11 protein-coding genes are annotated in these 13,021 nt (G+C 35.7%); 8 read left to right on the forward strand and 3 right to left on the reverse strand.

What is annotated here, in order from left to right; genetic code table 11:
- Positions 1-42 precede the first annotated feature (42 nt).
- The 3 genes from SJY30_RS02060 to SJY30_RS02070 are packed head-to-tail and all read left to right on the forward strand — an operon-like array spanning position 43 to position 2,538.
- Positions 43-981 (forward strand): FAD:protein FMN transferase, encoded by a 939-nt coding sequence (locus SJY30_RS02060; RefSeq protein WP_396635299.1) that lies wholly within the window; start codon positions 43-45, stop codon positions 979-981.
- Positions 978-1,190, forward strand: a complete 213-nt coding sequence (locus SJY30_RS02065; RefSeq protein WP_396633961.1) for a DUF4266 domain-containing protein — start codon at positions 978-980, stop codon at positions 1,188-1,190. The genes SJY30_RS02060 and SJY30_RS02065 overlap by 4 nt, the downstream gene beginning before the upstream one ends.
- A 22-nt stretch (positions 1,191-1,212) precedes the next feature.
- Positions 1,213-2,538, forward strand: a complete 1,326-nt coding sequence (locus SJY30_RS02070; protein ID WP_396633962.1) for a DUF3570 domain-containing protein — start codon at positions 1,213-1,215, stop codon at positions 2,536-2,538.
- Positions 2,539-2,630: 92 nt separating this feature from the next.
- Here the strand turns inward: SJY30_RS02070 and SJY30_RS02075 are convergent, their stop codons facing one another.
- Positions 2,631-3,041: a hypothetical protein gene (locus SJY30_RS02075; RefSeq protein WP_396633963.1), complete on the reverse strand. Its 411-nt coding sequence runs from the start codon at positions 3,039-3,041 to the stop codon at positions 2,631-2,633.
- Between the two features lie 92 nt (positions 3,042-3,133).
- Here SJY30_RS02075 and mqo point away from each other — a divergent pair, with 92 nt between their 5' ends.
- Positions 3,134-4,609: a malate dehydrogenase (quinone) gene (gene mqo, locus SJY30_RS02080; RefSeq protein ID WP_396633964.1), complete on the forward strand. Its 1,476-nt coding sequence runs from the start codon at positions 3,134-3,136 to the stop codon at positions 4,607-4,609.
- A gap of 153 nt (positions 4,610-4,762) precedes the next feature.
- A complete protein-coding gene (locus tag SJY30_RS02085) occupies positions 4,763-5,596 on the forward strand; it encodes a DUF6268 family outer membrane beta-barrel protein (protein WP_396633965.1) in 834 nt (277 codons plus the stop codon).
- Between the two features lie 71 nt (positions 5,597-5,667).
- Here SJY30_RS02085 and SJY30_RS02090 read toward each other — a convergent pair whose 3' ends face one another.
- Both SJY30_RS02090 and SJY30_RS02095 read right to left on the reverse strand, forming a co-directional pair.
- A complete protein-coding gene (locus SJY30_RS02090; protein WP_396633966.1) occupies positions 5,668-7,872 on the reverse strand; it encodes a molybdopterin cofactor-binding domain-containing protein in 2,205 nt (734 codons plus the stop codon).
- Positions 7,873-7,918: 46 nt separating this feature from the next.
- Positions 7,919-8,383 carry a (2Fe-2S)-binding protein gene (locus tag SJY30_RS02095; RefSeq protein WP_396633967.1) on the reverse strand — a complete coding sequence of 155 codons (465 nt, stop codon included), beginning with the start codon at positions 8,381-8,383 and terminating at the stop codon, positions 7,919-7,921.
- Between the two features lie 323 nt (positions 8,384-8,706).
- Here SJY30_RS02095 and sbnA point away from each other — a divergent pair, with 323 nt between their 5' ends.
- From sbnA to SJY30_RS02110, 3 genes are read left to right on the forward strand one after another with little or no spacing between them, the layout of a single operon-like run.
- Positions 8,707-9,720, forward strand: a complete 1,014-nt coding sequence (gene sbnA / locus SJY30_RS02100) for a 2,3-diaminopropionate biosynthesis protein SbnA (protein WP_396633968.1) — start codon at positions 8,707-8,709, stop codon at positions 9,718-9,720.
- 3 nt (positions 9,721-9,723) lie between these two features.
- Positions 9,724-11,541, forward strand: a complete 1,818-nt coding sequence (locus SJY30_RS02105) for an FAD/NAD(P)-binding protein (protein WP_396633969.1) — start codon at positions 9,724-9,726, stop codon at positions 11,539-11,541.
- Positions 11,498-12,985 (forward strand): Y4yA family PLP-dependent enzyme, encoded by a 1,488-nt coding sequence (locus SJY30_RS02110; RefSeq protein WP_396633970.1) that lies wholly within the window; start codon positions 11,498-11,500, stop codon positions 12,983-12,985. Before SJY30_RS02105 ends, SJY30_RS02110 begins: the two co-directional genes overlap by 44 nt.
- Positions 12,986-13,021: the final 36 nt, after the last annotated feature.

Raw genomic sequence — 13,021 nt, forward strand, 5'->3', positions numbered from 1 at the left:
TTGAAGAAACTAACTCTCATAGTATTATTTTTTTCTGTTGGTATGCTGTATGCCCAAGAGCCTTATAAGCGTACCATTAAATTAATGGGTAGTCGTTTTGATATTACCGTAGTGGCTAAAGATCTTGTTGAAGGCGATGTATATATTGACATGGCTATCAGTGAAATAACAAGAATAGAAAAGCTGATTTCTTCTTGGGATCCAAACTCGCAGACATCAAAAATTAATAGAAATGCTGGCATTAAGCCAGTGCAAGTTGATATAGAATTATTCAATTTAATACAACGGGGAATAGGTATTTCTAAGCTGACAGATGGGGCTTTTGATATTAGTTATGCCTCTATGGATAACATTTGGAAGTTTGATGGTAGCATGACCGTTATGCCATCAGAAGAGTCCATTCAGGCATCTGTTGCTAAAGTGGGTTATCACAATATTATTTTAGATAAAGAGAACCATACCGTTTTTCTGAAGTTAGCCGGAATGAAAATTGGTTTCGGAGCCATTGGTAAAGGGTATGCCGCAGATAAGGCAAAAGAGCTTTTGAAATCTAAAGGCGTTGTTGCAGGTATCATTAATGCATCTGGCGATATGAATACTTGGGGAAAACAGCCCAATGGTAAAGAGTGGAAAGTTGCCATAACCAACCCTATGAATAAGAATAAGGTTTTTGCATTATTACCGATACAAAATGGGGCAGTAGTAACATCGGGTAATTACGAGAAGTATGTGAATTTCAATAATATTCGATATACCCACATAATTGATCCTAGAAGTGGTTATCCGGCAACGGGTATTATTAGTGTTACCGTATTTGCTCCCAAAGCAGAATTAGCTGATGCCTTGGCAACATCGGTATTTGTTATGGGTATAGAAGTCGGCTTAAATAGAATAGAACAATTATCACAAGTGGAGTGTATTATCATAGATGAAAAAGGAAATATTATCACATCAAAGAATATAGAAATAGAAAAGTCATGATGAAAAAGATTTTAATTTTTGCCTTGATAGCAGCTTCTTTTAATAGCTGTACCGTGTTGAAGGAGTACGAAAAAATTAATATTAATGATCCAGATATGGTTTTGCAGGATAAAAAGGTAGACCGCAATTTAACTACTGCTCATTCTTACAGAGAAGCTGCAGCAGGTGCAAACGGAGGTAAAACTGGTGGTGGCTGCGGCTGTAATTAGTATAGCATATAATTTTTGTAAAATGAAAATATTTAAAATAACAGTTTCTTTAGCGGCTTTATTCGTGTTCACGATGAATTATGCTCAACAAACTCAAGATTCTGTAAAAACATACAAAAAGCGTGTTTTAGAAACTACTGAGGTAGATTTTTTAACAAGTTACTATTCCCAAGATGGCGACAATGCTGCGGTAAGCGGTGGTTTGGGTACGGAAGAGTTGACAGATTTCACAGGTACTTTCATAGTGTCTATTCCTCTAAACGATGACGATGTTCTTACCATAGATGCAGGCGTTTCCGCATATACATCAGCTTCTTCTAGTAATGTAGGTCCTTTTGATGGTGGCGATCCGGCAGATCCTTTTGTAGCAAGTTCTGGCGCTTCTAGTTCAGATACTTGGTCAAGTTTATCTGGTTCTTATAGTCATAGTTCAGATGATAGAAATACAATTGTGTCAGGTAAACTATCGGTATCATCAGAATACGATTATTTCTCATTAGGTTTCGGTGGTGGATTAACAAAGTTGTTTAATGAAAAGAATACGGAGGTTAGTGTAAATGCCAATGTCTATTTAGATAGATGGACGGCAATTTATCCTACAGAGTTGAGACCTTTTGCAAGTGGAGCTAATGGTTTGGCGAATGGACTATTTAGTAATAATACAATTACGGGTAATACCAATTACAGCCCCATATTCAATGAATTTTCTGATGAAACGAGAAATTCATATTCCGTGGGATTCGGTTTTTCTCAAATTTTAAGCAAGAATCTACAAGGTTCATTAGCATTAGATTTTATTCAGCAAGAAGGTTTGTTGTCCACACCTTTTCAAAGGGTTTATTTCAGCGATGTCGCAGATTCGTTTATAGATAATTTTCAATTGGCAGATGCCATAGAGCAATTACCGGATACCAGGTTTAAGGTTGCTGCCGGCGGTCGTTTAAACTGGTATATTAATGAAACGGTGGTTGTAAGAAGCTTCTATAGGTATTACTATGATGATTGGGGCATAAACTCCCACACAGCAAGTGTAGAGGTGCCTATTAAGCTTACAGATAAGTTTACGGTTTATCCTTCGTATCGATATTACCAACAAACTGCGGCAGATTATTTCTTTGGTTATGAAGAAGCACTTTCTACAGATACGTTTTATACCTCAGATTATGATTTGTCAAAATATTCGGCAAACCAATTTGGTATGGGCGTTTCTTACACAGATATTTTCACGAAAATGCATATCTGGAAATTGGGACTTAAAAGTATTGATTTGAAGTTTTATAAATATGATAGGGATACTACCTTTAGTTCTAGCATTATCACCGCAGGGTTTAAGTTTGTGATGGACTAGTTTAAGGTATAGGTATTTTCGTTTTAGGTATTTGAACGCATATTTACTAAATAAAATTTTACTTGAATTCTAGACATTGGTTTTAAAACATCCTATTGTTGTGAATTGTTTTTGCCTTTTATAGTAGCAGGGCTGGTTTTAAAAATGTACAGGAAAAATAGCGCGAAAATTATATAAATTACTGTTAAAGGAATTAAAATTTCTGAATAATTGGCACTGTTAGATGCAACTTTTACTAATGCAATTGCTCCAACTCCAAAATGCATTAAATTCCCCATAGTAATTGGTCTATTGTAAATTCCTCCAAATAATGTTCCTTTCGCCATCCAATTTAAAATTCCAAACGCCATATACAATGCACCTAAGATTTTTATGAAAAGTATTGTTATAATATTTGATTCAATGTCTAGATAGTTAATTAGTTCATTTGGCAAAAAAGAAATAGTTAGCCCCATAATCGCTAAAAACAAGGAGCTAAAAGTCATTAATATTTTTGTATTCAATGATATTTATTTTAGGATTAATAACTAATTAGTAGCTTGAATAAAATATTGTTACAAATTATTACCAACTTAGTAGTAAAAATGTAGAGATAATGGAACTGAGAAAAGAATATGACCTTATTTGTGTAGGTGCGGGTATCATGAGTGCTACGCTGGCATTATTGGTAAAACAGTTAAAGCCAGATCTTAATGTGCTGATCGTTGAACGATTAGATAAAGTGGCACAAGAAAGTTCAGCTGCTTGGAACAATGCCGGTACAGGTCATTCTGCCTTATGTGAACTTAATTATACACCAGAAGATGAAGATGGTCATGTCAAAATTAAAAAGGCAATAAATATTTGTACGCAATTTGAAACCTCTAAACAATATTGGTCTTTTTTGGTAGCTGAAGGACTTATTAAGGATCCAAAATCATTTATTACTCCGGTACCACATCACAGCTGGGTAAAAGGGAAAGATAATGCCGACTACCTTGAAAATCGATTTAAAGCTTTTAAAGAGCATTTTATGTTCAATACCATAGAGTTTACAAGAGAAGTAGAAAAGATGCAGCAGTGGTTTCCGTTGATGATGCACAATAGAACCGAAGATGAGGTTATGGCGGCTTCTAGAATTGATAGAGGAACAGAAATGAATTACGGTTCGTTAACAGCCCAATTATTCGATATTCTAGAAAAACAATATGATACTAAAGTATTGTTCAATACCGAAGTAGAAGATATTGATCCCGATCATGATGTAGAGTGGTTGGTAAAAATGGAAAATCTAAATACAGGTGCTAAGAATACGGTAGATGCCGAACATGTTTTTATAGGTGCTGGCGGCGGTAGTTTGTTATTATTGCAAAAAGTAGAGATTGATGAAAAGGATGGTTATGGTGGTTTCCCGGTAAGCGGGGAGTGGTTGGTATGTAAAAATCCAGATATAATTAATCAGCATAATGCCAAAGTATATAGCAAAGCAGGTATTGGGGATCCACCAATGTCGGTTCCTCATTTAGATACACGTTTTATCAATGGTAAAAGAGAATTGTTATTTGGTCCGTTTGCAGGGTTTAGTCCCAAGTTTTTAAAAGAAGGCTCATATTTAGATTTATTGAAATCGATAAATTTTGATAATATACCATCAATGTGGGGTGTGTTTTGGCACAATTTACCGCTAACAAAATATTTGGTAGAACAAGTAGCTATGAGTTTTGAAGATAGAATGGATTCGTTAAGAGTATTTCTTAAAGATGCCAAAAGCGAAGATTGGGAAATTATGGTTGCTGGGCAACGCGTGCAGACAATTAAGAAAGATGAGTTTGAAGGTGGCTCGTTAGAATTTGGTACACAGCTAGTAAGTAGTAAGGATGGTAGAATTACTTGTTTGTTGGGGGCATCGCCAGGAGCATCAACTTCAGTAAAGATCATGCTAGATGTACTTGAAAAAGCTTTTCCAGAATTAACAACATCTGAAAAAGGAAAAGAGCAACTGAGTAAAATGGTGCCTTTTTATAAAAAAGAAGTTACCAAAGAATTGTTTGATGCTCAGCTTGAACGCGTAACCCAGGTTTTAGAATTATAACTACCTTAATTTATTTAAGATAGTTTTATACTTAATAGCACTAAGTCAATACAATAATATGACGGATCTTGCATTATCATTTTTTACCAAAGATGCAATCAATAATAAATGCGATTTAGATTCCTTCTATTTTTTCTATTAATTATAAGTTTTGTGGGACATGCACAATTAAGTGATTTGGCTCGTTTAGATTTTACTTTTATTCCCAATAAAGGGTCAGATGTAGAATATACGCGCTCAAGATTTCTTGTCAATTACCCAATAAAATTAAAAAAGGAAGGGCAGTATTTACTTTTAGGAATTGATTATAGCAACGTTCATCTACGCTTTAAAAATGATAAGCTCCCATTTGATCGAAATTTATTGAATGATTTCAAATTATTGGATTTCACTTTTGGGTATACAAAACCATTAAAAAACGACTGGCGATTGGGGCTAAGGTTTCAACCGGGTATTAGTACTAATTTAACCGCGAAAAGTTTAAATGCCAATGACTTGGTTTTTTCGGGAGACATCGTTTTTATTAAAAGTTTTGAAGATAATATCGATAAGCCATCGCGGCTAATTGTTGGTTTATCCTATTCACAAAATAGGGGGTATGTGTTTCCGTTACCTTTTATTAGTTATTATAAAAAAATCAGACCCGATTGGTCATTTAATTTGGGAGTGCCAAAAACTAATTTACAATACCATCTTACAGATAAACACCGCTTTAAGCTTTTTGCGCAATTAGACGGATTTACCTCTAACATACAAAACGGCGCTTTGATAAATGGTGAGGAGTATGCGGAATTGATAAATATGTCATTAATTAACGGTGGTCTTCAATACGAATATCATTTTACGAACCATTTGCAATTAGATGTACGTGCCGCATATAATTTTAGTTTAAGTAATAGGTTGGAAGATGGCAACAATAATACATTGCTCACAATCGACAATAATTCTAGAAGTTATTTTAGAGCGGTATTAAAGTTTAAAATATAAGTTGGCTAAAAGAAAATAAAAACGCCGAAATCTAAGATTTCGGCGTTTTCGTTTACAATAGCATAAGGGTTTTAACCTATTACAGATTTCTCGGTAATAAACGGTTGATTGTAATGTCTTTGACCTGTTGCTTTGTATAAGGCGTTTGCCAATGCTCCGATTATAGGTGGTAAAGAAGGTTCTCCTAAGCCGGTTGGGTCTATCCCGTTATCAACAAAAAAGCTTTCAATTTCTTTCGGTGCTTCTTTATGTCGTATTAAGCGATACGTATCAAAATTCTTATGTTGAGGTTTACCGTCTTCAAATGTCATTTCACTATAAGTAGCGTGACCGATACCATCGATGATTCCGCCTTCAATTTGATTTTTTGCGGCCATCGGGTTAATGACAATTCCGCAATCTACGGCACACCATACTTTATTGACCTTTGGTGACTTTGTATCGGTAGACATGTCTAAAACTTGCGCAACGTAAGAGTTGTGGCAATAGTAAGCTGAAACACCTCTCGCGATACCGTTTTTTTGACTTCCGTCCCAACCAGCTTTATCCCTTACTAACTTAAGTACACCCGCATAACGTGCCGGATCGTAGTCGTTTTTTTCAGGTTCGCCAACAGGATCTTTAATCGCCCTGTCAAATAATGTCAATCTAAACTCTATAGGGTCTTTACCTGCAGCTTCGGCAACTTCGTCTAAAAATGCTTGTTCGGCACCGGCAACAAAGTTAGAACGTGGCGCACGCCAAGCACCTGTGGTTACATTTGTTTCTAAACTGAATTTTTCAGCTAGATAGTTATCGACGGCACCAGCCGGAAATCTATTTTCAAAAAGTAGATCATCATTAGACCCCGCACCTTTAACGTGCCATGCAATTAAATTGCCCTCTTTATCTAAACCTGCTTTATATTTTACTTTATATGTTGGGCGGTAGGTACCCTGGGTCATATCATCTTCACGCGTATACACCAATTTAATAGGTGCTTTCATGTGTTGTGAAATTACCGCAGCTTCCACACCGAAAGTTCCATAGAGACGACGACCAAATCCGCCACCCATACGGCTCATTTTAATATCAATTTTTTCAACTGGCATTCCTAGTCTAGAAGCCAATGTCTTTTCTAAAAACTCAGGAGTTTGTATTGGTCCGTTAAGCAAAGCTCTTTCAGCAGTAACATCTGCGTAAAAGTTCATTGGCTCCATGGTATTGTGCGCTAAAAAAGGAGCGCTATAGGAGCGCTCTATAACCTTATCCGCTTTTTTAAATGCACTAGCTACATTACCATTTTTACGAGCTGGCTGTTTAGCTGATGTGTTCAATAGTTTGGTCAATGCTTCATCATGCCCTTCTGTACTTTCTAAAGCAGAAGATGCTTCCCATTCCACATTCAATGCCTTTTTTGCCTGCATACATTGCCAAGTAGATTCACCAACAATGGCAACAAGCTTATTAATGGCACCGCCATCAGACCATTGTTTCTCTGTATCATCTTTATATGCATCAAAAGAAAAAACATCTTTAATACCTGGCATAGATTTTACAGCATCGGCATTCATTGATTTATAGGTCATGCCGAAAGCAGGTGGGTGTACGATCATGGCGATCATCATTCCTTCTTCTTGAATATCTAAACCGAACAAAGGTTTACCGGTAACAATACTTGGACCATCAACATTTCGTCTATCGGTCCCTATAATATCAAAATCATTTATTTCTTTAAGTTTCACCTCTTCAGGTACGGTCATCGTAGCTGCTTTAGAAGCCATATCACCAAATCCGGCTGAATTGTTTGATGCGGTATGAGTTATAACACCTGCATCAACCGTAATTTCAGAAGCATCAACCTGCCATGCCTCTGCAGCTGCAGCAACTAACATATGTCTAGCAGTAGCACCTGCCATTCTTAACCCAGACCATCCAACACGGATAGACTGACTACCACCTGCCAATTGTCTTTGAAAAATATCGGTATTCAAAGGGGCTTGCTCTACGATTACATTTTTCCAATCCACACCAAGTTCATCTGCCACGATCATGGGCATAGAGGTCTTTACATTTTGTCCTATTTCTGGGTTAGGCGACATAATAGTCACCATGCCGTTGTCGCCAATTTTAAGAAAGCTATTTATATCGAACCATTCTTTTGGTATGTTACTAACTTGTTCTGGGGTAGGCTTACAAGATGCTAGCCAACTGAATCCTAAAATCATACCACCACCGGCAAGCGTACCGCTTTTTAAGAAAGAACGTCTATTGTATGTTGTTTTAATAAGTGTCATCTGTTTATTTTTTGAAGGTTAAAATCCCAACACTGTGGGCTTATAATTACGCGTTAGAAATACTCGAAGCATTTTTAATTGCTTTCTTAATTCGCGTATAAGTACCACAACGACAGATATTACCGTTCATAGCATCTTCAATTTCAGTATCTGTAGGATTAGGATTTCGCTTTAAAAACGCACTGGCATTCATAATCTGACCTGCTTGGCAATAACCGCATTGGTACACATCTTCTTCTAACCAAGCCTTTTGAACCGGATGATCTCCGTTTTCAGAAAGTCCCTCAATAGTAGTGATGGATTGTTCGCCCACTGCAGAAACCGGAAGCTGACAAGAGCGAACGGCATTATCACCTAAATGAACGGTACATGCTCCACATTGGGCAATACCACAACCAAATTTTGTACCTACCAATTTTAAATGATCTCGTAATACCCAAAGCATTGGTGTAGAAGGGTCTACATCTACTTCTTTGGTTTCTCCATTAACTTTTAAACTGAAATTTGCCATTCGTTTTTCCTATTTGTTTAAGTTGTTTGAAATTAGGTATTTTTTTAGAAAAATGACCGAGATTAAAGGAGAAAAAATCTTAAAAATTTATTTTATAAAATATAGATCATCATAATCTAAAGGTTTGTGTAATCAATTGGTAATGAGATGTGTGTGATATTTATTGGATGTGTACTTGAAAATATCGTTTTCCATTGTGTTTTTAGCTTTAAACCGAAAGAGTTATTTAATTATTGAATAGTGATATACAAAGAGTGTATATCCAAGTATTTTTAAGCACGTAAACAATCCATGTTTTTTGTATTAAAACTAATCTATTCAATATGATAGCACAACATATACCAGACACTGTATCTGAATCTATAATAAACACCATTGGTAATACACCTTTGGTTCAATTAAATAAAATATTTGAACATAGTAGGTTCAACCTTTTTGGTAAGCTAGAAGCGGCAAACCCTGCGGGGAGCATTAAAGACAGAACTTCCCTATTTATATTACAACAAGCACTTGCAGATGGTAGAATAAAAAAGGGAGATACAGTTATAGAATCAAGTTCAGGAAACATGGCGGTAGGTTTGGCTCAGGCATGTTTATACTATGGTCTTAAATTGATTGTAGTTGTGGATCCGAAATTAAATTTACACACAGAGAAAATTCTTAGAACATATGGTGCCCGCATAGAAAAAGTTACAGAACCAAAAGAAGATGGCGGTTTTCTAGCGGCAAGATTGGCACGCGTACAATACCTGTTAATTAGTATTCCTAATAGCTTTTGGTCTAACCAGTATGGTAATAAAGACAACCCCTTAACACATCATAAAACAATGACAGAGATCATGGATTCTTTAGACGGGGAATTAGATTACTTATTTGTGGCTACAAGCACCTGTGGTACATTAATGGGCTGTGCAGACTATATTAATGAAAACAACCTAAACACTAAGATCATTGCCGTAGATGCCGTTGGTAGTGTTTTATTTGGTGGACCACCATTAAAACGCTTAATTCCGGGGCATGGGGCTGGCGTACCATCCCAATTTTTAGATACCAACAAGATTCACGATTATGTATATGTAGATGATGTTGACTGCGCAAGAGGATGCTGGTCATTGCTGGAAAATGAATCTATTTTATGTGGTGGTTCTTCTGGAGGTATGATAAGTGCCGTAAAAAAGTACAGTAAAAAAATAGAGGATGGTAGTAACTGTGCGTTGTTTTTATGTGATCGTGGAGAACGTTATTTAGATACCATTTATAATCAAGAATGGTTATTAAAAGAATTGCCGGAAAGTAGAAATGCTTTTACTCCGTTAGGAGGGTGGAAGGTAGCCTAGTCTATGAATAACAATAGCAAATATAAAATTGGTATAATAGGTTTCGGACCTAAGGGTTTTTATGGTTTTGAAAGATTGATAGCTTATTTAAATAAAGCCAAAATTTCGAGAACCGTACGAATTCATATTTTTAATAACACATCATTTTTAGCGTCAGGCGATGTATATAGATCAGATCAGCCAGAATACTTAATAATGAATTACGCCAACCGTAATATCAATAGTTGGGTCTTGAAAGAACCTTTTTCATCGGCTACTAAAACCCCGGATTTTGTCACATGGCTAACGGATAATGGATATAACGCTGTTGCTTCTGGAACATATGCTCCAAGAGCTCTAGTAGGTGATTATTTGGTAGATTGTTATCAATTCGTATTGGAACAATTGCCAATGAACATTGAGGTAGTTACCCACATTGGTACGGTAACTAATATGATAAAAGAGGATGATGATTATAAGGTGTTTTATTCGGATAAGATAAGCGGTGAGCTAGAAGCTATTACTTGTAACAAAGTCCTATTTACAACGGGTCACCATTCTTTTAAGACTCAAAAAAACCAAAGTGATAATTCAGGTAATAAGATTGATTTTATTTACCCTACCAATGAAAAATTAAAGTATATCTCTTCACCATCTTTGGTAGCGATAAAAGGTTTCGGGTTAACGGCAATAGATGCAATTTTGGCTTTGACAGAAGGCAGAGGAGGTAATTTTATAAAAAATGAAACAGGAGATTTAAAATATATTTCATCAGGGAAAGAGCCTCATAAAATATACCCGTTCTCAAGAACAGGTGTACCTATGATACCAAGAAATGGTTTAGCGACGGCTGATTTGGAATTGTTTTTTTTAACCGAAGAGGTAATAACGAATCTAAAACAACATAGACCTATTAATTTTCATAGTAGGCTGTTGCCCCTAATTAAGAAAGAATTTTATTTTTCATATTACACTGTACTGTTCAAAAATTATGGTCATCAGTTTTATTTTGATACCGATTTTTCGGTGATGGAAAAACAGGTAAAATATTTTCATGAGGACTATCCAGACGCTCCTGTTTTCAATTGGGAAACTATAGTAAATCCGTTTAAAGAGAAGTCTGTCTTATCAACTGATGAAATTCAAGATTACATGCAGTATTTGATTGATGAGGTTGCAAATGGAGAGGAAAAAAGTCCGCTCATATCAGCTGTTGCTACATGGCGTAAAATCAGTCCGATTTTTAATGAGCTTTACAGTTTTGGAGGTTTAGATGCGGTTTCGCACAGGGAGTTTGATTCGTATTATTTCGGCTTGTTTAACCGGTTATCTTACGGTCCGCCAGTAAAGAACATGAAAAAAATATTAGCCTTAAGTAAAGCAGGGGTTTTAGATTTTACTTATGCCAAATCTGCAACTATTTCGAAAGACGATTCCGATAATAATTTTAGTCTACATATAGAAAACGGTCAGAGAACGCAGATAGATTATGTAGTAAATGCCACAATATCAAGAGCTAAAGAAGGTAGATTTGAAAATGAACTTTATCAGAATTTATTGAAAAACGGACTAATTCGTGAATTCGAAAATAAATCAAAGACTAGTTATAAACCAGGTTGTATAGAAATTAATAAAGACGGAAATGCTATAGACGTTAATGGTTATGTCAACAACGACATTTCATTTTATGGAACCCCTACAGAAGGCATAACCTGTGATAACGATACCCTGTCAAGAACCCGAAATGATTTTGCATCGGTTTGGGCAAAATATGTTTGTGAAGCAATTAAAGAGAAAGATGAAAGAATTGAAAAATATGAAAGACAAGAACATGTATTTTAAGGGAAAACCTGAATATCAATTAACCCCAAAAACTTCTGACTGGATGCATGAACTATTTAATGACCAAGCGGTTGTTAGAGGTTTGATGGAAAGATATGGTTCACCGATAAATATACATCATTTACCATCTTTCAATAAAAATTGCGAAAACTATCAGCAGGTTTTTCAATCGTACGGATTAAAGTATAGAATTTTTTACGCTAGAAAAGCGAACAAATCCAAAGGTTTGGTAAAACAGGCATTTGCATCTGGTATAGGTGTAGATACCGCCAGCTTTAAAGAACTGGAACAGTCTCTGGCATTGGGCGGAAATGCTGAAAATTTAGTATTGACTGCAGCCATAAAGACCGAAGCACAGATAGAACTGGCAATTAAAAATGGAGTACCCATTATTTTAGATAATGAAGATGAATGTAGATTGACCCAAACTGTAGCCGCTAAATTGAATAGAAAGGCAAATGTTGGTTTTCGAATTAGCGGATTTAAAGTTGATGGCGAGAAACTTTATAGTCGTTTTGGATTTGATGTAGATGAGGTGGTAGATTTTATTGCTTCTTACGTAGGTGACGGTAAAACTTTTGATTTACTGGAAGTAACCGGACTTCATTTTCATTTAGATAGTTATTCTACACATCAACGAAGTATCAGTTTAATTGCTAGCATTCATATGATATCAGCTTTAAAGGAAAAAGGATATCCTATTACCTTTATTGATATAGGCGGCGGTATTTTAATGAATTATTTAGAAGATGAGGAAGAATGGATTGATTTCAATGAAAAATTAAAGGAAGTTGTAATAAATCAGAACAATGATATTACGTTTAATAATAACGGATTAGGCTTTAGATTGGAAGATGGTAAGTTGAACGGAAAGCGCAATACCTACCCGTACTTCAATAAAATAAATAAAGGTTCCTTTATAAAAGAAGTACTGGATTTTACCGATGATGCATCTGGATTGTCGGTAGCATCTTTATTGCTCAAAAATGATATAGAAATACGCATTGAGCCTGGTCGTTCTTTATTGGATCAAGTAGGTATGACAGTGGCCAAGGTCATCCACAGAAAAAAAGATGCAAGAGGACAATGGTTGGTTGGTCTAGAAATGAATATGAGCCAGATGATGAGCTCTAGCGCAGATTTTCTATTAGATCCATTTATGCTCTACAATTCTGAAATTGAAGAAATTGAGCATGTAGATGTATATTTTACAGGAGCTTATTGTTTGGAAAGAGATGTATTGTTGAAACGAAAAATAACCTTACCAAGATTGCCGGCAATAGGGGAGTATGTTGCCTTTGTAAATACGGCAGGTTACATGATGCACTTTTTTGAAACGGAAGCACATTTGTTTGATTTGACTACCAATTTAATTTTTACCGGATCCAATGAAAAATTATCTTTTTTTCAGTTTATAGATGATAATAAGATTGTGCTAGAATAGTATTGTTAAATGCATCAATAACTATGTCTTTTAAGA

The sequence above is a fragment of the Maribacter sp. R86514 genome (assembly GCF_044597005.1).
GTDB lineage: Bacteria > Bacteroidota > Bacteroidia > Flavobacteriales > Flavobacteriaceae > Maribacter.

What these genes read in the sequence shown, in the direction of transcription:
- SJY30_RS02105 (WP_396633969.1), top strand. Translation starts at nt 9,724, where the DNA reads ATGAATAACAATAGCAAATATAAAATTGGTATAATAGGTTTCGGACCT.
- sbnA (WP_396633968.1), top strand. Translation starts at nt 8,707, where the DNA reads ATGATAGCACAACATATACCAGACACTGTATCTGAATCTATAATAAAC.
- SJY30_RS02090 (WP_396633966.1), bottom strand. Translation starts at nt 7,872, where the DNA reads ATGACACTTATTAAAACAACATACAATAGACGTTCTTTCTTAAAAAGC.
- SJY30_RS02060 (WP_396635299.1), top strand. Translation starts at nt 43, where the DNA reads ATGCTGTATGCCCAAGAGCCTTATAAGCGTACCATTAAATTAATGGGT.
- SJY30_RS02110 (WP_396633970.1), top strand. Translation starts at nt 11,498, where the DNA reads ATGAAAGAATTGAAAAATATGAAAGACAAGAACATGTATTTTAAGGGA.
- SJY30_RS02070 (WP_396633962.1), top strand. Translation starts at nt 1,213, where the DNA reads ATGAAAATATTTAAAATAACAGTTTCTTTAGCGGCTTTATTCGTGTTC.
- SJY30_RS02095 (WP_396633967.1), bottom strand. Translation starts at nt 8,383, where the DNA reads ATGGCAAATTTCAGTTTAAAAGTTAATGGAGAAACCAAAGAAGTAGAT.
- SJY30_RS02065 (WP_396633961.1), top strand. Translation starts at nt 978, where the DNA reads ATGATGAAAAAGATTTTAATTTTTGCCTTGATAGCAGCTTCTTTTAAT.
- mqo (WP_396633964.1), top strand. Translation starts at nt 3,134, where the DNA reads ATGGAACTGAGAAAAGAATATGACCTTATTTGTGTAGGTGCGGGTATC.